Annotated in this window: 19 protein-coding genes; 10 read left to right on the top strand and 9 right to left on the bottom strand. The window is 73.0% G+C overall.

What is annotated here, in order from left to right; all coding sequences use genetic code 11:
• Positions 1 to 397: 397 nt before the first annotated feature.
• Genes V3T34_RS19975 through V3T34_RS19960 form a run of 4 tightly spaced genes read left to right on the top strand, consistent with a single transcriptional unit; the run spans position 398 to position 5,260 of the window.
• The gene (locus V3T34_RS19975) at positions 398 to 1,486 is read left to right on the top strand and encodes a molybdopterin-binding protein (protein WP_305079099.1); all 1,089 of its coding nucleotides are present in this window, start codon (positions 398 to 400) and stop codon (positions 1,484 to 1,486) included.
• The gene (locus V3T34_RS19970) at positions 1,483 to 3,456 is read left to right on the top strand and encodes a molybdopterin biosynthesis protein (RefSeq protein WP_305079098.1); all 1,974 of its coding nucleotides are present in this window, start codon (positions 1,483 to 1,485) and stop codon (positions 3,454 to 3,456) included. Before V3T34_RS19975 ends, V3T34_RS19970 begins: the two co-directional genes overlap by 4 nt.
• Positions 3,457 to 3,458: 2 nt before the next feature.
• Complete coding sequence (gene mobB, locus V3T34_RS19965; RefSeq protein WP_305079097.1) at positions 3,459 to 4,019, top strand: molybdopterin-guanine dinucleotide biosynthesis protein B; 561 nt, start codon at positions 3,459 to 3,461, stop codon at positions 4,017 to 4,019.
• The gene (locus tag V3T34_RS19960; protein ID WP_305079096.1) at positions 4,007 to 5,260 is read left to right on the top strand and encodes a molybdopterin molybdotransferase MoeA; all 1,254 of its coding nucleotides are present in this window, start codon (positions 4,007 to 4,009) and stop codon (positions 5,258 to 5,260) included. Before mobB ends, V3T34_RS19960 begins: the two co-directional genes overlap by 13 nt.
• 88 nt (positions 5,261 to 5,348) lie before the next feature.
• Here the strand turns inward: V3T34_RS19960 and V3T34_RS19955 are convergent, their stop codons facing one another.
• Complete coding sequence (locus V3T34_RS19955; protein WP_060846325.1) at positions 5,349 to 6,065, bottom strand: DUF4142 domain-containing protein; 717 nt, start codon at positions 6,063 to 6,065, stop codon at positions 5,349 to 5,351.
• A gap of 265 nt (positions 6,066 to 6,330) precedes the next feature.
• Between V3T34_RS19955 and V3T34_RS19950 the strand changes: the two genes are divergently transcribed.
• The 6 genes from V3T34_RS19950 to V3T34_RS19925 all read left to right on the top strand — a co-directional run bounded on the left by V3T34_RS19950 (position 6,331) and on the right by V3T34_RS19925 (position 12,590).
• Positions 6,331 to 7,431 carry an acyltransferase family protein gene (locus tag V3T34_RS19950; RefSeq protein ID WP_305079095.1) on the top strand — a complete coding sequence of 367 codons (1,101 nt, stop codon included), beginning with the start codon at positions 6,331 to 6,333 and terminating at the stop codon, positions 7,429 to 7,431.
• 123 nt (positions 7,432 to 7,554) lie between these two features.
• Positions 7,555 to 8,349: an ABC transporter ATP-binding protein gene (locus tag V3T34_RS19945; protein ID WP_288585327.1), complete on the top strand. Its 795-nt coding sequence runs from the start codon at positions 7,555 to 7,557 to the stop codon at positions 8,347 to 8,349.
• Complete coding sequence (locus tag V3T34_RS19940) at positions 8,342 to 9,091, top strand: ABC transporter ATP-binding protein (RefSeq protein WP_091886515.1); 750 nt, start codon at positions 8,342 to 8,344, stop codon at positions 9,089 to 9,091. The genes V3T34_RS19945 and V3T34_RS19940 overlap by 8 nt, the downstream gene beginning before the upstream one ends.
• A 309-nt stretch (positions 9,092 to 9,400) precedes the next feature.
• Positions 9,401 to 10,606 (top strand): ABC transporter substrate-binding protein, encoded by a 1,206-nt coding sequence (locus V3T34_RS19935; protein WP_305077573.1) that lies wholly within the window; start codon positions 9,401 to 9,403, stop codon positions 10,604 to 10,606.
• 79 nt (positions 10,607 to 10,685) lie between these two features.
• On the top strand, positions 10,686 to 11,573 hold the full coding sequence (locus tag V3T34_RS19930) for a branched-chain amino acid ABC transporter permease (protein ID WP_048426114.1): 888 nt from the start codon (positions 10,686 to 10,688) through the stop codon (positions 11,571 to 11,573).
• A 27-nt stretch (positions 11,574 to 11,600) separates the two neighbouring features.
• Positions 11,601 to 12,590: a branched-chain amino acid ABC transporter permease gene (locus V3T34_RS19925; protein WP_060846329.1), complete on the top strand. Its 990-nt coding sequence runs from the start codon at positions 11,601 to 11,603 to the stop codon at positions 12,588 to 12,590.
• A gap of 125 nt (positions 12,591 to 12,715) precedes the next feature.
• Here V3T34_RS19925 and V3T34_RS19920 read toward each other — a convergent pair whose 3' ends face one another.
• The 8 genes from V3T34_RS19920 to V3T34_RS19885 all read right to left on the bottom strand — a co-directional run bounded on the left by V3T34_RS19920 (position 12,716) and on the right by V3T34_RS19885 (position 19,081).
• On the bottom strand, positions 12,716 to 13,555 hold the full coding sequence (locus tag V3T34_RS19920; protein ID WP_091886520.1) for an alpha/beta fold hydrolase: 840 nt from the start codon (positions 13,553 to 13,555) through the stop codon (positions 12,716 to 12,718).
• Positions 13,552 to 14,778 (bottom strand): MFS transporter, encoded by a 1,227-nt coding sequence (locus V3T34_RS19915; RefSeq protein ID WP_305077574.1) that lies wholly within the window; start codon positions 14,776 to 14,778, stop codon positions 13,552 to 13,554. The genes V3T34_RS19920 and V3T34_RS19915 overlap by 4 nt, the downstream gene beginning before the upstream one ends.
• A 124-nt stretch (positions 14,779 to 14,902) precedes the next feature.
• Positions 14,903 to 15,685 carry a hypothetical protein gene (locus V3T34_RS19910; protein ID WP_305077575.1) on the bottom strand — a complete coding sequence of 261 codons (783 nt, stop codon included), beginning with the start codon at positions 15,683 to 15,685 and terminating at the stop codon, positions 14,903 to 14,905.
• A complete protein-coding gene (gene ureG / locus V3T34_RS19905; protein ID WP_060846333.1) occupies positions 15,685 to 16,326 on the bottom strand; it encodes an urease accessory protein UreG in 642 nt (213 codons plus the stop codon). Before ureG ends, V3T34_RS19910 begins: the two co-directional genes overlap by 1 nt.
• 97 nt (positions 16,327 to 16,423) lie before the next feature.
• Entirely contained in the window at positions 16,424 to 16,750 is a 327-nt protein-coding gene (locus V3T34_RS19900) for a helix-turn-helix domain-containing protein (protein WP_082742432.1), read from the bottom strand.
• Positions 16,719 to 17,114, bottom strand: coding sequence for a type II toxin-antitoxin system RelE/ParE family toxin (locus V3T34_RS19895; RefSeq protein WP_305077576.1), 396 nt, complete (start codon positions 17,112 to 17,114; stop codon positions 16,719 to 16,721). The genes V3T34_RS19900 and V3T34_RS19895 overlap by 32 nt, the downstream gene beginning before the upstream one ends.
• Before the next feature lie 126 nt (positions 17,115 to 17,240).
• Positions 17,241 to 17,597 (bottom strand): tRNA-binding protein, encoded by a 357-nt coding sequence (locus tag V3T34_RS19890; protein ID WP_091886533.1) that lies wholly within the window; start codon positions 17,595 to 17,597, stop codon positions 17,241 to 17,243.
• Between the two features lie 65 nt (positions 17,598 to 17,662).
• Positions 17,663 to 19,081: a M20 family metallopeptidase gene (locus V3T34_RS19885; protein ID WP_305077577.1), complete on the bottom strand. Its 1,419-nt coding sequence runs from the start codon at positions 19,079 to 19,081 to the stop codon at positions 17,663 to 17,665.
• Between the last annotated feature and the right edge of the window lie 115 nt (positions 19,082 to 19,196).

Below are 19,196 nucleotides of genomic sequence, written 5' to 3'. Positions count from 1 at the left end.
GACGGTCGGGACGAGAGGAGCGCAGGGTCTCTCCTCTCCCCCGCGGGCGGGAGAAGAGGCGGTTCAGTGCACCTCACAAAACTCCCGCCGCAATGTCGCTGCCACAGCAAGCCGAGGCGGTGATCGGGAGTTTTGTGAGAGACACTTATCCCTTTCATCGCCGCGGACCGTCATCGCGCGAGCGGCGCAGGACTCGCAGCGGCCCACCATCCGGCCACCGCGGATCCCCGCCGCGACATTTTCTCCGCCGATCGCCCGCCCCGGTGGCGAAACCTTGATCCCGGCGGGCGCTTGCCGCATCGGCTCCCCTCCGCACCGGATTCGAGGACAGGCGCATGGCCGCCCCCCATCATCCGGGCGCCCGCCGGTGAGGCCGCGGGCGCCCACGACCGCGCTGATGCCCGTCGCCGAGGCGGTGGCGCTGCTCGCACGCCTCGCACGCCCGGTCGCCCCCGTCGGCGTGGAGCTCGCCGCGGCGGTCGGCGCCGTGGCGGCCCGGGACGTCGCGATCGGGGCCGGCCTGCCGGTGCGGCGCACGGCCCTGCGCGACGGCTGGGCGGTGAAGGCCGCGGAGGTCGTCGGCGCCTCGCCGTACGCCCCCGTCATGGTGGCCCGCGCCCCTGCCTGGGTCGAGGCCGGCACCCCGCTGCCCGCCGGCACCGACGCCCTGCTGGCGCCGGACGCGATCGGCGACGATCCGCGCTGGATCGAGGCCGAGGTCGCGGCCGGCGAGGGCACGCGTGCCCCGGATGCCGAATTGCCCGCGGGCGCTCGTCTCGTCGCCGCGGGCGAACGGGTGACGCCGCTGCAGGGCCTCGCACTCGCGGCGGCCGGGTGCACCGGGCTCGACGTGCGCCGTCCATCCCTGAGGATCCTCGCCGCCGCGCCGGAGGGTGCGCCCGACGCCCTGTCGCCCCTGCTCCGCGCCTGGATCGCCGCTGCGGGCGGCACCGCCGTCATCGAGCACAGGCCGGTGGACAGGCAGGATCTCGCCGCCGCGCTCCTCGCCCCCGGGGCCGACGGCGTGCTGGTCGTCGGCGGCACCGGGCCGGGCCGGTGCGACGCGAGCGCCGCCGCCCTGGCGCAGGCCGGGCGGCTCGACGCCCACGGCATCGCCCTGCGGCCCGGCGAGAGCGCCGGCTTCGGCGAGGCGGCCGGGCGGCCGGTGCTGCTGCTGCCGGGCCGGCCGGATGCGGCGCTCGCCGCCTGGCTCGCCCTCGGCCGGCCGCTCGTCGCGGCGCTGGCCGGCGCCGCGCCCGAACCCGCCGCCCTCCCGCCCCTGATCCTGCCCCTGACCCGCAAGGTCTCCTCCGTCATCGGCCTCACCGAAGTGGTGTTCCTGCGCCGCCTCGCCTCCGGCGCGGAGCCGGTCGGCGGGGCGGAGACCCCGCTCCACCGCCTGGCGCGGGCCGACGCCGCCCTGCTGGTGCCGCCGGCCCATGAGGGGTATCCCGCAGGGACCCCCGTCGAGGTTCTGCCGCTGTGACCGCTTCCCCCGCCGACGACTTCTCCGTCCGCCTCGCCGCGGCCTCGCGCCAGGAGCAGTTCCTGGCGGTGGTGAGCCGGGACGAGGCGATGGCGCGCTGGCGCGGGGCCGTGCCGCACGCCCCCCTGCCGGCCGAGACCGTGCCGCTCGCCGAGGCGCTCGGCCGGGTGCTCGCCGCCGACATCGCCTCGCCGATCGACGTGCCGCCCTTCGACCGCGCCCTCGTCGACGGCTTCGCGGTGCGCGCCGCCGACACCGAGGGGGCGAGCGAGGCCGAGCCCTGCCGCCTCCTCCTCAACCGCGAGATCCTGGCCTGCGGCGTCGCCCCGGCCCTGACCGTCGGCCCCGGCACCGCCACCCCGATCGCCACCGGCGGCGTGCTGCCCCGGGGCGCCGACGCGGTGGTGATGGTCGAGGCGACGGAGTTCGAGGACGGCCCCGCCCCGGCGATCGCGCTGGCGCAGGCCGCCGGGCCGGGCCGCTTCGTGGGCTATGCCGGCGCCGACATGGCGCGGGGCGAGACGGTTTTGCGCCGCGGCGTACTGGTCACGGCGCGAGAGATCGGGATGCTGGCCGCCTGCGGCCTCGCCGCGGTCCCGGTGGTGCGCCGGCCCCGCGTGGCGGTGCTCTCCACCGGCGACGAGCTGGTGGGACCGGGCTCGCCCCTCGGCCCGGCGCAGCTCTACGATTCGAACGGCGCCATCGTGGCGGCGAGCGTGACCGAGAATGGCGGCGTCGCGCTGCCGGGCGGCATCGTGCCGGACGACGAGGCGGCGCTCGAGGCTGCGCTCGCGCAGGCCCTGGCCTCCGCCGACCTCGTGGTCCTGTCCGGCGGCACCTCGAAGGGCGCGGGCGACGTCTCGCATCGCATCCTGTCGCGATTGGGCGAGCCCGGCATCCTGGTCCACGGCGTGGCGCTCAAGCCCGGCAAGCCGCTCTGCCTGGCGCTCGCCGGCACCGTGCCGGTGGTGGTGCTGCCGGGCTTCCCGACCTCGGCGATGTTCACCTTCCACGAGTTCGTGGTGCCGCTGATCCGCGCGCTCGCCGGGCTGCCCGCCCGCGAGGAGGAGACCGTGGCGGCGCACCTGCCGCAGCGCCTTCCCTCGGAGCTCGGCCGCACCGAATACGTGATGGCGGCCCTCTCCCGCGGCGCCGACGGACCCGTCGCCCTGCCGCTCGCCAAGGGCTCGGGCGCCGTGACGGCGTTCTCGCAGGCCGACGGGTTCTTCGCGGTGCCGGCGAGCCGGCCCGGGCTCGAGGCCGGCGAGACCGTCGCGGTGTCCCGGATCGGTCGGGCGGCCCGCTCGCCGGACCTGACGATCGTCGGCAGCCACTGCCTCGGCCTCGACCGGCTGGTCGGGCATCTCGCAGGCCGCGGCGTCTCGGCCCGCACCCTGTGGGTCGGCTCGGCCGGCGGGCTCGGCGCCCTGCGCCGGGGCGAGTGCGACCTCGCCGCCATGCACCTCCTCGATCCCGAGACGGGCCGCTACAACGCTCCCTACCTCACCGAGGGCCTCGCCCTCGCCCCGGGCTGGCGCCGCCTGCAAGGGGTGGTCTTCCGCGCCGGCGATCCGCGTTTCGCCGAAGCTCCGGCCGAGGCGGCGGTGACGCGGCTCCTCGCCGACGACGCCGCCGTGATGGTCAACCGCAACACGGGCGCCGGCACGCGCGCGCTGGTCGAGGGCCTGCTGAACGGCGCCCGGCCCGCCGGCTACTGGAACCAGCCGCGCTCGCACAACGCCGTCGCCGCCGCGGTGGCGCAGGGCCGGGCCGATTGGGGCGTCGCCATCGCGCCGGTGGCGCGCGATTACGGCCTCGGCTTCCTGCCGCTGACCGAGGAGCATTACGACTTCGCCTACCGGGCGGCCCGGCGGGACGAGCCGGCGCTCGCGGCGTTCCTCGCCCTCCTCGACGATCCGGCGCTGGCGGCCGACCTCGCCGGCCTCGGCTTCACCCGGCCGGGGGCGTGACGATGAGGGTCATCGGCCTCGCCGGCTGGAGCGGCGCCGGCAAGACCACGCTGCTGGTCCGGCTGATCCCGGTCCTGCGGGCCCGCGGCCTGCGGGTCGCGACGGTCAAGCACGCCCACCACGCCTTCGACGTCGACCAGCCCGGCAAGGATTCCTTCCGCCATCGCGAGGCCGGGGCCTGCGAGGTGATCGTTTCGTCGAGCCGCCGCAACGTCCAGATCCGCGAGGTCGAGGAGGAGGCGCGCCTGCCCGACCTGCTGCACCGGCTCGGCCCCTGCGACCTCGTCGTGATCGAGGGCTTCAAGCGCGAGGCCCATCCCAAGCTCGAGGTCTACCGCCACGCCAACGGCCGGCCGCCGCTCCATCCCGAGGATCCGCGCATCGTCGCGGTGGCGAGCGACCATCCCTTTCCGGGCGCAACCCCGCCGATCGTGCCCCTCGACGCGGTGGAGGCGGTCGCCGATATCGTCATGGCGCGGGCCGAGCCCCTCGCGGCGGTGCTGGCGCGGCTGGAATCCCCGGAGGGCGGAGAAGCGGGAGAGCGGGGATCATGGCGCAGCTGACCGACGACTGCTTCGCCTTCGGGGGGCCGCTCCTCTCCGTCGAGGCGGCCGCGTCCCTGATCGCCGAGCGGGTGCCGGTCCTGGCCGGGACCGAGACGGTTCCCCTCGCCGAAGCCGACGGGCGCATCGCCGCCGCGGACGTGGTCGCGGGCCGCGACCTGCCGCCCTTCGACAATTCCGCGGTCGACGGCTACGCGGTGCGCTTCGCCGACCTGGCGCGCGACGCCGAGACGGTGCTGCCGGTGCGCGGGCGCCTGCCCGCCGGGGCGGCGCCGGAGGCGGCCCTGCCGACGGGGGCGGCGGTGCGGATCTTCACCGGCGCCCCGATGCCGCCGGGCGCCGACACCGTCTTCATGCAGGAGGACGTGCGGCGCGACGGCGAGGCGGTGGCGCTGCCGGCGGGCCTGAAGGCCGGCGCCAACCGGCGGCTCTCCGGCGAGGACGTCGCCCGCGGCAGCGTGGTGATCCCGGCCGGCCGCCGGCTGACCCCGCCCGACCTCGCACTCGCCGCCGCCACCGGCCACGCGAGCCTCGCGGTGCGCCGGCGCCTGCGGGTCGCGGTGTTCTCGACCGGCGACGAGCTCGCCGAGCCCGGGGCGCCGCTGCCGCCGAGCGCGATCCACGATTCGAACCGGATCCTCCTGGTGGCTCTCCTGCGCCGCCTCGGCGCCGAGGTCGTCGATCTCGGCATCCTGCGCGACGACCCCGCCGCCCTGCCCGGGCGGCTGACGGCGGCCGCGACCGGCCACGACCTGATCGTCACCTCGGGCGGCGTCTCGACCGGCGAGGAGGACCACGTCAAGGCGGCGGTCGAGGCGGTCGGCCGGCTGGTGTTCTGGCGCCTCGCGATCAAGCCCGGCCGACCGGTCGCGATGGGGCTCATCGGCGATACCGCCTTCGTCGGCCTGCCGGGCAATCCGGTCGCGGTCTACGTCACGCTGCTCTTCGTCGTCAGGCCGCTGCTCGCCCGCCTCGGCGGCGCAACCCTCGACGCCCCGCCGAGCGAGCCCGCCCGCGCCGCCTTCCGGTACGCCAAGAAGGCCGGGCGCCGGGAATACGTCCGCGTCTCCCTGCGCCGCGGCCCGGACGGGACCGTCGAGGCGGTGAAGTTTCCCCGCGACGGTGCCGGGCTTCTCTCCTCGCTCACCGGCAGCGACGGGCTCGCCGAACTGCCCGAGACGGTGACCGGGGTCGCTGAGGGCGACGTGGTGGAGGTGTACCGCCACCCGCTCCTGTGGTGAGAGCCGCCCTGTCCCCAACGATCCACGCACGCGGAAGCGGCGGGCCTCTCGGCCCGCCGCTCCGTTACCTCAGACCTGCGTCGAGCGCTTAGCGGGCGCCCGGGAGGCGCTGGGCCATCGCCAGGTGCTGCTGCATCACCGGCAGGGCCTGCTGGACGTAGTTGCGCAGCGCCGGGTTCGGACCCGACTGGGCGTAGGCCTGGTAGCTGGACACGGTCATCCCGTGCGCCTGGACCTGCATGCGGGCGTAGGTCCGGTCGAAAGCCGGGCCGGCCGGGGTGTCGGCGAGCTCGGCGAGCATCGCCTGCTGCTGCGGGCTCAGCGGGACGGCGCGGGTGGCGGCCGTTGTGGTCACGTCGCCGTCGAAGTCGACCGCGTTCGCACCCATCCGGGCGCCGCGGGCCGCGCCGCTGCCGAGGCCCTCGAGACCGCCGACCGGGCCGCCCTGGAGCGTGCCGCCGACGACGCCGGCCGCCGCACCCGTGGCCGCGCCGACAGCGCCGCCGGCTATCGCGAAGGGCGCCTCGATCAGACCGCCGATGCCGGAGCCGACGCCGCCGGCGACGTTCTCGCGGCCGCCGAGCAGCGCGACGTTGGCGGCGCGGTGGTCGCGGATCATCTCACGGGCGTACTCGCGGATCCGCGGGTTGCGCGACTTGTCGAGGGCGATCTGGCTCGACTTCACCTCGAAGGCATTCGACATCAGCGCCATCGAGCGGAACTCGTTGAAGTTGCCGACCTGCTGCGCGAAGGCGGGGGTGGCGAGAGCAACGGCAAGGCCGGTCAGGGCAACGAGCTTCTTCATCGGTCAACTCCTGGTAGTCTGTTCTTGAGCGTATCGTGCCGAAGCCGCCGGACATCGAAGCATGTGCTCGGTCGCGGCCGATGGTTGGCTTGACAGGACGCTTTCGGGCTGGACAACGACGTTGGGGCGGCATTGTTCCCTCCCGCAAATCTCGTCCCGAGCTCCGGGCCCATCCCCTGCCCTGGCCGAACGCGCCTCGGCTCGGCTAAGACGGCGGCCTCGACGCGCCGGCCCGCCCGGGCGCCCAGCGCCCATCCGGTGAGCGATGTCCCAGGCCCGTCCCACGTCCCTGCCGCTGATCCAGGTCCTGCGGGCGCTGGCCGCCGTGATGGTCGCCGCCGGCCACGCGCAGTTCGAGGTCGCGGGCCTCGCCGCCCGGGCGGGCCTTCCCTTCGCCCCGGCCGCCTGGCTGCCCTGGCCGGCGGGCGTCGACGTGTTCTTCGTCATCTCGGGGTTCATCATCGTGCACGCGGCCGCCCCGCTGCACGGCCGGCCGGGGGCCGGACGGGTCTTCCTCGCCCACCGGATCGCCCGGGTGGTGCCGCTCTACTGGCTCGCCACCACGCTCTACCTCGCCCTCGCCTGGCTGCGACCCGGCCTCCTCGGGTCCGGCGGCGAGGGGACGGTCTACCTCGCGGCCTCCTACCTGTTCTGGCCGACCGCGCGGGCCGACGGGACGGTGCAGCCGCTCTACTCCCTCGGCTGGACGCTGAACTACGAGATGGCGTTCTACGTAGTCTTCGCTCTCGTGCTGCCGTGGGGACGACGCCCCGCCGTCGCGGGCGTGGCGGCGATCTTCACCGGCCTCGCGCTCCTCGGGACCCTGGCGGCGCGGGGCGGCGCGGCGCTGCCGGTGCCGCTGGCGTTCTGGAGCGACCCGATCGTGCTCGAATTCGCCTGCGGCGCCGGGCTGGCCCTCGCACGCCAGGAGGGCCTGCGCCTGCCGGCTCTCCTGCGCCTCGCGCTGGCGGTCGCCGGCCTCGCGCTGCTGTCGCTCGCCGGAGAGGGTCCCTCCCTCCCCCGCTGCCTCGCCTGGGGCGGGCCGGCCGTCCTCCTCGTCGCGGCCACCGCCCTCGGGCCCGCCGGCCCGGGCGACCCGCGTCGGGCGCACCTCCTGCGCCCCGCGATCCTCCTCGGGGATGCCTCCTACGCGCTCTACCTCGCGCACCCGTTCGTGGTGCGCGGGGTGCGGGTCGTCGTCGAGGCGACCGGGCTCGCCGCCCGCCTCGGGCCGGGCCCGGTGGCGGTCGCCATGCTGGTCCTCGCCGGCCTCGCGGCGATCGTGCTGCATCGCATGATCGAGCGGCCCCTGACCCGCGCCGCCCGGGCGCTGCTGGAGCCGAAGCGAGCGGTGAATAAAATCTGACGGGCCAGAATCCCCCTGCGGCAGGCCCGTCCCGCCCCGTTGACACTCATTCGGCGGCATGCTGTTTCGCTATGCGATACGCGCATAAGCGCGAGCGAGGAAACGCAGGGGTGACGCGCCGACATGGCCCAACCGTTAACCCACGCTGAGGCGGGCGCCAGGGGTCAGGACATCGTCCTGTCGACCGAGGGCCTGACCAAGGAGTTCAAGGGGTTTCGCGCCGTCAACGGCGTGACGCTCGACGTCAAGCGCGGGACGATCCACGCGCTGATCGGCCCGAACGGCGCCGGCAAGACGACCTGCTTCAACCTGTTGACGAAGTTCCTGACGCCGTCGGCCGGCTCGATCCGCTACAACGGCCGCGACATCACCGGCATGAAGCCGGCGGACGTGGCCCGGCTCGGCCTGGTGCGCTCGTTCCAGATCTCGGCGGTCTTTCCCCACCTCACCGTCAAGGAGAACGTCCGCATCGCGCTCCAGCGGCGCAAGCGCGGCGACTCGTTCGACTTCTGGCGCTCCGAGACGGTTCTGCGCGCCCTCAACCAGGAGGCTCTGCAGCTGGTCGAGGCGGTCGGCCTGTCGGATTTCGCCGACATCCCGGCGGTGGAGCTTTCCTACGGCCGCAAGCGCGCGCTCGAGATCGCCACCACGCTGGCGCTGGAGCCCGAGATGCTGCTCCTCGACGAGCCGATGGCCGGCATGGGCCACGAGGACGTCGACCGGACGGCGGCGCTGATCCGCCGGGTCTCGAAGAACCGCACCATCCTGATGGTCGAGCACAACCTGTCGGTCGTCGCCTCGCTGTCCGACCGCATCACCGTGCTGGCGCGCGGCCAGGTGCTGGCGGAGGGCGACTACGCCACCGTGTCGAAGGATCCCCGCGTGGTCGAGGCCTATATCGGAGCCGGTCATGGCTGAGGCGGTGATGACGAAGCCGGTCCCGGCGGCCGCCGCGGGCACCGCCCCGCTCCTCTCCGTGCAGGGCCTCGAGGGCTGGTACGGCGAGAGCCACGTCCTCCACGGCATCACCTTCGACGTGAAGCCCGGCGAGGTGGTGACGCTGCTCGGCCGCAACGGCGCCGGCAAGACCACGACGCTGCGGGCCATCATCGGCATCCTCGGCAAGCGCAAGGGCTCGATCCGCTACGACGGCACCGAGACCATCGCCATGGCCTCGCGCAACATCGCCAAGCTCGGCCTCGGCTACGTGCCGGAGGAGCGCGGCATCTTCTCGAGCCTGTCGGTCTACGAGAACCTGATGCTCCCGCCGCGGGTGAAGCCCGGGGGCATGACGGTCGAGCAGATCTACACCCTGTTCCCGAACCTCAAGGAGCGTTCGGGCAGCCAGGGCACCAAGCTCTCGGGCGGCGAGCAGCAGATGCTCGCCATCGGCCGCATCCTGCGCACCGGCGCCAAGCTGATCCTGCTCGACGAGCCGACCGAGGGCCTCGCCCCGGTCATCGTGCAGCAGATCGGCCGGACCATCGCCCGGCTGAAGTCCGAGGGCTACACGATCATCCTGGTCGAGCAGAACTTCCGCTTCGCCCAGACCGTGGCCGACCGGCACTTCGTGGTCGAGCAGGGGCGGGTCATCGACATGATCCCGAACGCCGAGCTCGACGCCAACATCGACAAGCTCCACACCTATCTCGGGGTCTGATGCGGGCCCGAGGCCTCCGCGGACCCGTCCGGCGGGGGCGTCCCCGGCCTCTCGCCCGATCGTGGCAGTGCTTGCGGAGATTCCGGCCCGGCGCGCGTGCCGACGACGAGTCCCCCGGCCGGCGGCCCGCTCCGGCGGTCCCCCGGCCGGGGTGCGGGCCCGCAGGCTCCCGCCGCCGCGCGGGCGGAGGGGCCTCGGCCCCGATCGAAGAAGCGGGCACGGCGCCGCGACCGGCGCTGCAAAGCCCGCCGACCGACATCCAGACGAGCGCCGCCGCGTCCGGGCGGCACCCCACAGGGAGGTAGAACGATGCTGAAACGGTTGTTGCTCGCCAGCGCCCTCTGCACCGCCGCCATGACCCCGGCGCTCGCGCAGACGCCGGTCAAGATCGGCGTGCTGAACGACCGCTCGGGCGTCTATGCCGACATCTCGGGCGAGGGCTCGGTCGCCGCGGCCCGGATGGCGGTCGAGGACTTCAAGGCCGCCGAGAAGGGCCTGAAGGTCGAGATCGTCGCCGCCGATCACCAGAACAAGCCCGATGTCGGCGCCTCGATCGCCCGGCAATGGTACGACCGGGACGGCGTCGACGCGATCTTCGACGTGCCGACCTCCTCGGTGGCGCTCGCCATCAACCAGGTCACCCGCGAGAAGAACAAGGCCTTCATCAATTCGGGCGCCGGCACCGCCGACCTGACCGGGCCGCAATGCTCGCCCAACACCGTGCACTGGACCTACGACACCGTGGCGCTGGCGAACGGCACCGGCGGCGCGATGGTCAAGCGCGGCGGCACAACCTGGTTCTTCCTCACCGCCGACTACGCCTTCGGCCAGGCGCTGCAGCGCGACACCACCGAGGTGGTGAACAAGAACGGCGGCAAGGTGATCGGCGCGGTCAAGACCCCGTTCCCGACCGCCGACTTCTCGTCCTTCCTGCTCCAGGCGCAGGGGTCGGGCGCCAAGGTGATCGGGCTGGCGAACGCCGGCGGCGACACCATCAACGCCATCAAGCAGGCGGCCGAGTTCGGCATCACCGAGGGCGGCCAGGCCATCGCCGGCCTGCTGATCTTCTCCTCCGACATCCACGCGCTGACCCCGAAGGTGGCGCAGGGGCTGGTGCTGACCGAGCCGTTCTACTGGGACCTCAACGACGGCACCCGCGCCTTCTCGGACCGCTTCGCCAAGCTCGCCGGCGGCAAGAAGCCGACCGCCGTGCAGGCCGGCGTCTACGCCAGCGTGCTGCACTACCTGAAGGCGGTGGAGGCGGTGAAGTCGGCCGCCGACGGATCCAAGGTCGTCGCCAAGATGAAGGAGATCCCGACCGACGATCCGCTCTTCGGCAAGGGCAACATCCGCCCAGACGGCCGCACGATCCACGACATGTACCTGTTCGAGGTGAAGAAGCCGGCCGAGTCGAAGGGCCCGTGGGACCTCTACAAGACCCTGGCGACGATTCCCGGCAACGAGGCGTTCCGCCCGCTCAACCAGGGCAACTGCCCGCTGGTGAACAAGAGCTGATGCCCGGGGCCGGCGGCGCGCCCCGCCGCCGGCCCCTTCCCGCCTTCCGGCCCGGTCCCCACGCGAGTCGCCAGACCCCATGCCCACGATCCTCGGCGTCCCCATGCAGGCGCTCTTCGGCCAGCTCCTGCTCGGCCTCATCAACGGCTCGTTCTACGCCATCCTGTCGCTCGGGCTGGCGATCATCTTCGGGCTGTTGAACATCATCAACTTCACCCACGGCGCGCAGTACATGATGGGCGCCTTCGTCGCCTGGATGCTGCTGAACTACGCCGGCCTCGGCTACTGGTGGGCGCTGCTGCTCGCGCCGATCATCGTCGGCCTGTTCGGGGTGATCCTGGAGCGGCTGCTGATCTCGCGCCTCTACAAGCTCGATCACCTCTACGGCCTGCTCCTGACCTTCGGCCTCGCGCTGATCATCCAGGGCCTGTTCCGCAACGAGTACGGCGTGTCGGGCCTGCCCTACGCGATCCCGTCCGAATTGTCGGGCGGCCAGCGCCTGCCCTTCATGTTCCTGCCGAACTACCGCGGCTGGGTCGTCGTCGCATCGCTCGTGGTCTGCATCGCCACCTGGCTCGTCATCGAGAAGACCAAGCTCGGCGCCTACCTGCGCGCGGCCACCGAGAACCCGACTCTGGTCCAGGCCTTCGGCGTCAACGTGCCCCTGCTGCTGACGCTGACCTACGGCTTCGGCGTCGCGCTCGCCGCCTTCGCGGGCGTGCTCGCCGCGCCCGTCTACTCGGTGAACCCCAACATGGGCGCCGACATCATCATCGTGGTGTTCGCGGTCGTGGTGATCGGCGGCATGGGGTCGATCCTCGGCTCGATCATCACCGGTTTCAGCCTCGGGCTGGTCGAGGGCCTGACCAAGGTGTTCTACCCGGAAGCCTCCTCGACGGTGATCTTCGTCATCATGGTGCTGGTGCTGCTGGTGAAGCCCGCCGGCCTGTTCGGCCGCACCGCCTGATCCGCCACGCCTGAAGGAACGCGCACGATGTCCTCCGCCGCGGCGTCCACCGACGCCACCCCGATCGCCGCCACCCTGCCCGAGGGCCGGGATGCCAAGGCGTTCCACCGCCTCGTCTTCGTCATCATCGCGGTCTTGCTCGCGGTGCTGCCCTTCATCCTGTATCCCGTCTTCCTGATGAAGGTGTTGTGCTTCGCGCTGTTCGCGCTGGCCTTCAACCTGCTGCTCGGCTACGGCGGCCTCCTGTCCTTCGGCCACGCCGCCTATTTCGGCATGGCGAGCTACGTCACCGCCTACACCGCCAAGTACTGGGGCCTGACCCCGGAGCTCGCGATCCTCGGCGGCACCGTCGTGGCCGCCTTGCTCGGCCTCGTCTTCGGCGCGCTCGCCATCCGGCGTCAGGGCATCTACTTCTCGATGATCACCCTGGCGCTCGCCCAGATGGTGTTCTTCTTCTCGCTCCAGGCGAAGTTCACCGGCGGCGAGGACGGCATCCAGGCGGTGCCGCGCGGCCACCTGTTCGGCGTCATCAGCCTCGCCGACGACCGGGTGCTGTACGGCCTCGTCGCCGCGATCTTCTTCCTCGGCCTCCTGCTGATCTACCGCATCATCCACTCGCCGTTCGGCCAGGTGCTGAAGGCGATCCGCGACAACGAGCCCCGCGCCATCTCGCTCGGCTACCGCGCCAACCAGTACAAGCTGGCCGTCTTCGTGCTCTCGACGACGCTTGCGGGGCTCGCCGGCTCCACCAAGGCGATCGTGTTCCAGCTCGCCTCGCTCACCGACGTGCACTGGTCGATGTCGGGCGAGGTGGTGCTGATGACGCTCGTCGGCGGGATGGGTACGGTGTTCGGCCCGATCCTCGGCTCCTTCGTCATCATCGCGATGGAGAACTACCTGGCGCAGTTCGGCGCCTGGGTGACGATCATCCAGGGCGTGGTGTTCGTGGTCTGCGTGCTGGTGTTCCGCGAGGGCATCCTCGGCCTCGTCGCCCGGATGCTGAAGCGGCCGCTCTGATCCGCCGCGGGCGATGACGCGACGGCGCCGGTCCCCGGGAGGGGCCGGCGCCGTCGTCGTTTCCAGAGCCCGGTCGAGGGGCGCTTCGGGTCGCGCGTCGCCGTCGTCCGACGGGCGACGAGCCCTCAGCCCAGCGCCCGCCGGATCGCCGCCCGCACCCGTTCCGGCACCTCGAAGGGCAGGAAGTGGGTCGTGCCCGGCACCGTCTCGACCGTGATTCCCGGACGGGGGCTGTCCGCCAGGGCGCAGGTGCTGCCGGTCTCGGCGCGCAGGATCTCCGCCGGGCAGGACAGGCGGGCGAGGGCGGCCCAGGGGTCGTGGCCCTGCGCCAGGTAGCTCGAGGCCTCCCAGGCACCGGTGCAGGCGAGCGTCACCCCGCCCGGGACCTCGCGAAAGCCGTCCGCGACGTAATCGGCGAGCGGCGCCTCCGGCCAGGTGCGGAACGCCCCCCGGCCGCGATAGGCCGCGAGCGCCGCCTCGCGGGACGGGAAGTCGCCGCGCCGCCGGAGTGCGCCCTCGGCGAGGCCGTGGTGGCCCTCGCCGCGGCGCTCGGGCGCCTGGATCACCGGATCGAGCAGGACGAGGCGGCGCACCCGGTCGGGCCGCTCGGCGGCGGCGAGCAGGGAGGCGGTGCCGCCCATCGAATGGCCGATGAGCACGAGCGGGCCGGTCTCCAGCCGGTCCAGCACGGCGATCAGGTCGTGCGTGACGTCCCACCAGTCGGTCCGCCCGGCGGGCTCGGCCGGCAGGGTCGAGCGGCCGTGGCCGCGCTGGTCGTAGGCCAGGATGGACCGGTCGGCGAGCGGCGCGACGAGGCTGCGATAGGTGCGGGCGTTGAAGCCGTTGGCGTGGAGCAGGATCGCGTCCGGTGGGCGATCCTCCGGCCCGAACGCGAGGGCGGCGAGATGCCCGCCGGAGGGGTCGCCGATCGCGAGGCTGCGCCGCACCAGGCCGTCGTCGGTCACTGCTTCACTCCCTTCGGCCGGGCGAGCGCGGTGCCGGCTGCGCCCAGGGCCATCAGCACGGCGGTGCCGAGGAAGACCGCCCGCATGCCGACATGCCCGCCGATGAAGCCGCCGAGCAGCGGTCCCACCACCTGCCCGACATATTGCGACGAGGTCGAGTAGCCCAGGACCGTTCCGGCGACCCGGTCGGGCACCGAGTGCCGGATCACGCTGGCGATGCAGGGCAGGAGCCCGCCGAGCGCCAGCCCCATCAGGAAGCGCAGGGCGACGAGCTGCCAGTCGTGCGTCACCAGGGCCTGGGGCACGAGCAGCAGGGCGCAGACCGTGAGGCTGCCGGTGATGACGGTCCAGGGGCCGATCCGGTCGGCGAGGCGCCCGAGCCGCGGCGCCGACAGGATGCTCCCGAGGGCGGTCGCCGACATGGCGAGCCCGGCGACCAGGGTGACCCGGGCCGGGTCCGGCGTCAGCTCGGCGACGTAGACGGTGATGATCGGCTCGATCGACATCACCGCCAGCATCAGGAGCATCCCGGTCGCCAGCATGGCGAGTGCCGGGCGCTTGTCGGGGATGGCGGCAAAGCCCGCCGATGCCCGCGCGGCCCGCGGCGGGCGCGGCGCCTCGCGGATCAGGAGAAGCGTCGCCAGGAAGGCGAGGAAGATCACTCCGCCGGCGGCGAAGAACGTCGCCCGGATGCCGATCAGCGGCGGCAGCACCCCGCCGACCAGCGGCCCGACGAGGTTGCCCGCCATGATGCCGGAGCCGAGCATGCCGAGCGCCCAGGCCGAGCGGTCCTTCGGGGTCTGCGTCGCCACCAGCACCGTCGAGCCCGAGGCGTAGCCGCCGAGCAGCCCCGCGAGCAGCCGCAGGCCGACGAGCTGCCAGACGTCGCCGGCAAGCCCGATCAGCGACATCGCCACCGCCATGCCGAGGCTCGCGCGGATCAGCATCAGCTTGCGGCCGTAGAGGTCGGCCAGCCGCCCCCAGAGCGGCGCCACCAGGGCGGCGCTGAAGAACGTCGCCCCGAAGGCGATGCCGGACCACTGCACGATGGCCGCCTGGTCCTTGACCCCGAGTTCCTCGACGTAGAGCGGCAGGAAGGGCAGCAGCAGCGTCATCGCCACGAGGGTGGTGAACGAGCCGAACACGCAGACCGCGAGGTTGCGCCGCCAATGGGCGTCCTCCGGCGCCTCGTCCCCGGGTGCCGCGCCGCCGTCGCGGGTCATCGCTTCTGTCCTCCCCCGTGCGGCCGATGGGCTCGCGCGCCGCGATCTTGGCTGAGAGGACGACCCTAGCCCCCTCCTCCTTCCGCGCGAACCCGCCTCGGACGCGCCCCGGCATGACGGGATGTCATGCCGGTGGCCGCCAGTCCGGCCAGGCCGAGACGCGGTGCACCAGCCGCCGGTCGCGCGCCTCCTCGCCGAACGGTGCCAGGATCCAGTCCCAGCTCCGCGGCGCGGGGCCCGGATCGATCCCGTAGAGCAGGTCCAGGCGCGCGATCGGCCGGCCGTCCCGGTCCTCCTCGGTCTCGTCGCGGTCGGTGACGAGGCAGATGCGGGCGGAGAGATCGGCCAGCGCCGCGAGATGCGCCGCCACGATGCGCTGCCCGAAGGCGTCGGGATCGGTAAAGGCCCCGAGCCGGCCCGCCGCCTCGAGCCGCGCGACCGGCAGGATCGGCAGCTGCGACAGGAGATTGGCCGAGATCACGAGGTCGGCCTCCCGGCAGACCGGCGGCAGGACCGGCCCGAAGGTCTCGCCGCGCCCGAGCCGCAGGTCGGCGGTGCCGCTGAGGTCGAAGATCAGCCGCACGACGTTGGCGTGGCGCCGCGCCCGCCACCGGCCGCGCCAGGGATGCACCGCGTCGACCAGCACCACCTGCCGGAACGCGGCGGCGAGCGCATCGATCGGCACGTCGTCGAGGAGGCCCGCGCCAAGCACCACGGCGGTCTCGCGCCGCGGCAGATCCGCCATCGCGGCCCGCACCGCATCCTTCGCCGCCGCGAGGTGGGGCGCCCAGGCGGCGCGGCAGCGCCGGGAGCGCGAGGCGAGCCGCACGCTGTCGCCGGCATGGCCGAGGCGCCGCGCCGCGAGCGTCGCCGGCTGGACGAGCCAGTGCAGGAGGTCGAGGAGCACTAAAGCCCCCCGGCCTCCACCACGAAGCGGGCCACCGCCTCGACGCCGTCGCCGTGGCGCAGCGAGGCGAAGACGTAGGGCCGCTGGCCCCGCATCCGCTTGGTGTCCTCCTCCATCACCCCGAGATCGGCGCCCACGAGCGGCGCGAGGTCGGTCTTGTTGATCACGAGGAGGTCCGACCGCGTGATGCCGGGCCCGCCCTTGCGCGGGATTTTTTCGCCCCCGGCCACGTCGATGACGTAGATCGTCAGGTCGGCGAGTTCCGGTGAGAAGGTGGCGGCGAGGTTGTCGCCGCCGGATTCGAGCAGCACGAGATCGAGGGCGGGAAAGCGCCGACGCATCTCCGCCACCGCCGCGAGGTTGATCGAGGCGTCCTCGCGGATCGCGGTGTGCGGGCAGCCGCCGGTCTCGACGCCCATGATCCGCTCCTCCGGCAGGGCGCCGGCCACGGTGAGGAGGCGGGCATCCTCCTTGGTGTAGATGTCGTTGGTGATGGCGCAGAGGTCGTAGCGCTCGCGCAGGGCCTTGCACAGGCCCTCCATCAGGGCGGTTTTGCCCGACCCGACCGGGCCGCCGATGCCGACCCGGAGAGGCCCGTGGCTGGAGCCCCGGCTGGATTGGGGGGCGTGGCTGGACGTCATGACGCTGTCGCTCTTCGAGAGGGGGCGGCCGGCGGGGCCGATGCCGGCTGATCGCAGGAAGCCTGCCAAGGTCAAGGTGCTGGTGCGGAAGGTGCCGTCACAGGATCGCGTCGATTCCCTTGTGGGCGGCGAGCGACAGCAGCTTGAGCGAGGCGCCGCCGGGCTTCGCGTCGCCGCGCTCCCACTTGCTGACGAGCGAGGTCGTGACGTTGAGCGCGCGAGCAAAGATCGCCTGGCTCATCTGGGCGCGCTCGCGAATCGCCCGGATCGCGTCGGGAGGCAGCGGCTCGACGGGTGTCAGGCAGGCCAGGTCGAACCGGCGCATGGTCGCCTTGTCGATGGCACCGACCGCCAGAAGATCGGTGGCGCCCTCGTGGAGCGCGCCGAGGAGGTCACTGCGATAGGTCTTTATCGGCATGCTCATCCGGTACCACCTTCCAGCCCTGCTGCCGCGCGAGGCGGTCGAATGCCTCGTCTGTCAGGCCGGCAAGGATTGCCGCGAAATCGCGCAGCGCATCCAGTTCGCCGGTCGTGACGGTCGCCCTCACGTTCTTCGGAAACATGTAGAGAAACACCGCTCGCTCGTTCCTCTTGTGGAAGAGGATGGTCCTGAAGCCGCCCGATCGACCTTGACCGGGTCGTGGAACGCGTTGCTTGATCAGGCAAAGCCCGAGATGGGCGTCGATCAATCCGCTTTCCGCACGCGCGACGGCGCTCGCCAGGACTGCGTCGTCGACACCCGCCTTGGCTGCGTCCTTCGAGAATCTCGGCAAGGCGAAAACCTGCACTCGACCCTCGTGGGGAACGGTCCGTGCCGGGCCGGCAGCGTCGCGAGGCTCACACGCCGCGCATTGCGCGGGTCCGAAACTATGGCAATGATTGCCATAGCCTCAAGTCGAAATCAGAGCTCGGCCTCAATACAGCCGCCCGCCGTTCGGCACCGCCCGCTCCGGCGTGATCAGCACCACGGCGCCGTCCCCGTCCGGCACGCCGAGGGTCAGGACCTCGGAGCGGACCGGGCCGACCTGGCGCGGCGGCAGGTTGACGACGCAGAGCACCTGCCGGCCGACGAGCGTCTCGGGGGTGTAGCGCACCGTCACCTGGGCGGAAGATTTCTTCAGGCCGAGCGCCGGGCCGAGATCGATCACGAGCCGGTAGGCCGGGCGGCGCGCCTGCGGGATCGGCGCCGCCTCGACGATGGTGCCGACCCGCACGTCGAGCTTCAGGAAGTCGTCGATGGCGATCGGGTCCGGCGGCTGGGTCTGGTCCATGGGATGCCCGGACTGTAGAAAAGGTTCGGTTCCCTAACCCAGCGGACGCGACACGGCGAGCCGCTTTACCCCACCGACATCGTCAGCGGCGGCTGCACCTCGGCCGGCAGCGGCGAGACGTAGCCTTCCGGCCCGGTCCGGGCCTTCAGGTCCGCCTTCGCGGCCTCGCGCAGGGACGCATCGGTGGCGAGCCGGGCGCCGAGGGCCGCCATGGCCTTGGCCACCTGCACCATCGCCTTGTGGGCGGCGGGCGTCTTGCCCTGCGCCACCACCTGCCAGGTGTGGAACGGGGTGCCGACCGCGACCGTCGGGGCGTGGGCCTGCACGGTGGGCACCACCCAACTCACGTCGCCGACATCGGTCGAGCCGATCGCCGGGTTGCGGTTCGCGTCGAGCGGCACCAGGAAGTCGGCCAGCGGCGCGTCGGTCGCGGGGAGCCCAATCGTGCGGTAGACGGCCGCGATGTCCTGCGGCGTCAGCGTGCCCCGGATCTCGCGGGCGAAGGCGCGGTCGGCCTCGTCGAAATGGGGGGCGCCCAGATCCTCCATCACCCCGTGCAGGGCCTCCTCCAGCGGCGTGTTGCCGACGAGGTTCGAGACCGCGCTGACGATGCGCATCTCGACGCGCGTCTCGGTCATCAGGGCCGCGCCCTCGGCGATCTTGCGCACCCGGGCGACGAGGTCGCGCATGCCGGGCAGGTCGCGGGCGCGGATCGAGTAGCGCACCCGGGCATGGGCCTGGACGACGTTGGGGGCGATGCCGCCGGTCTCGAGATAGGCGTAGTGCACCCGCGCGTCGCTCGGCATGTGCTCGCGCATGTAGTTCACGCCGACATTCATCAGCTCGACCGCATCGAGGGCCGAACGCCCGAGATGGGGGGCCGCCGCCGCGTGCGAGGCGCGGCCGGTGAACACGAAATCGGTCCGGGTGTTGGCGAGCGAGAGCGGCGGCGTGACCTCCCAGAAGCTCGACGGGTGCCAGGTGACGGCGGCGTCCGCATCTGAAAACAGCCCCTCGCGGACCATGAACGCCTTGGCGGCGCCGCCCTCCTCCGCCGGGCAGCCGTAATAGCGCACGCGGCCGGGGAGCCCCTGCTCGGCGAGCCAGTCCTTGAGGGCGGTGGCGGCAAGCAGTGCCGCGGAACCGAGCAGGTTGTGCCCGCATCCGTGGCCGTGGCCGCCCTGCTCGACGGGGGTATGGGCGGCGACGCCCGCCTCCTGGCTGAGCCCCGGCAGCGCATCGTACTCGCCGAGGAACGCGATGACGGGGCCGCCCTCCCCGGCCTCGCCGACGACCGCCGTCGGGATGCCGGCGGCGGCTTGCGTCACGCGAAAGCCCTGGTGGCGCAGCTCGGCGGCGTGCGCGGCGGCCGAGCGCTCCTCCGTGTAGCAGACCTCCGGCGTGCCCCAGACCTCGTCCGAGAGGGCGATCAGCCGGGCCTTGTGGGTGTCGACCTGGCGCCAGACGGCGTTGCGGTTGTCCATGGGGTTCACTCCCTCGCGGGCCCTGCGGCGGGCCGCCTTGCGGGCGAGCCTCATGCAGGCGGTGCGCCGGCTCAAGCCCGGTGGGAGCGGACGTGGCGCGCGAATTGCGAATGGC

This window comes from Methylobacterium ajmalii (assembly GCF_036448855.1).
GTDB lineage: Bacteria > Pseudomonadota > Alphaproteobacteria > Rhizobiales > Beijerinckiaceae > Methylobacterium > Methylobacterium ajmalii.
Note: the sequence above shows the minus strand (reverse complement) of the source record. Positions and strands in the feature narration are given on the sequence as shown.

Bases quoted from the DNA above. Each gene is read 5' to 3' on its own strand.
- V3T34_RS19975 (WP_305079099.1), top strand. From the start codon at position 398: ATGCCCGTCGCCGAGGCGGTGGCGCTGCTCGCACGCCTCGCACGCCCG.
- mobB (WP_305079097.1), top strand. From the start codon at position 3,459: ATGAGGGTCATCGGCCTCGCCGGCTGGAGCGGCGCCGGCAAGACCACG.
- V3T34_RS19960 (WP_305079096.1), top strand. From the start codon at position 4,007: ATGGCGCAGCTGACCGACGACTGCTTCGCCTTCGGGGGGCCGCTCCTC.
- V3T34_RS19955 (WP_060846325.1), bottom strand. From the start codon at position 6,065: ATGAAGAAGCTCGTTGCCCTGACCGGCCTTGCCGTTGCTCTCGCCACC.
- V3T34_RS19950 (WP_305079095.1), top strand. From the start codon at position 6,331: ATGTCCCAGGCCCGTCCCACGTCCCTGCCGCTGATCCAGGTCCTGCGG.
- V3T34_RS19945 (WP_288585327.1), top strand. From the start codon at position 7,555: ATGGCCCAACCGTTAACCCACGCTGAGGCGGGCGCCAGGGGTCAGGAC.
- V3T34_RS19940 (WP_091886515.1), top strand. From the start codon at position 8,342: ATGGCTGAGGCGGTGATGACGAAGCCGGTCCCGGCGGCCGCCGCGGGC.
- V3T34_RS19935 (WP_305077573.1), top strand. From the start codon at position 9,401: ATGCTGAAACGGTTGTTGCTCGCCAGCGCCCTCTGCACCGCCGCCATG.
- V3T34_RS19930 (WP_048426114.1), top strand. From the start codon at position 10,686: ATGCCCACGATCCTCGGCGTCCCCATGCAGGCGCTCTTCGGCCAGCTC.
- V3T34_RS19925 (WP_060846329.1), top strand. From the start codon at position 11,601: ATGTCCTCCGCCGCGGCGTCCACCGACGCCACCCCGATCGCCGCCACC.
- V3T34_RS19915 (WP_305077574.1), bottom strand. From the start codon at position 14,778: ATGACCCGCGACGGCGGCGCGGCACCCGGGGACGAGGCGCCGGAGGAC.
- ureG (WP_060846333.1), bottom strand. From the start codon at position 16,326: ATGACGTCCAGCCACGCCCCCCAATCCAGCCGGGGCTCCAGCCACGGG.
- V3T34_RS19900 (WP_082742432.1), bottom strand. From the start codon at position 16,750: ATGAGCATGCCGATAAAGACCTATCGCAGTGACCTCCTCGGCGCGCTC.
- V3T34_RS19890 (WP_091886533.1), bottom strand. From the start codon at position 17,597: ATGGACCAGACCCAGCCGCCGGACCCGATCGCCATCGACGACTTCCTG.
- V3T34_RS19885 (WP_305077577.1), bottom strand. From the start codon at position 19,081: ATGGACAACCGCAACGCCGTCTGGCGCCAGGTCGACACCCACAAGGCC.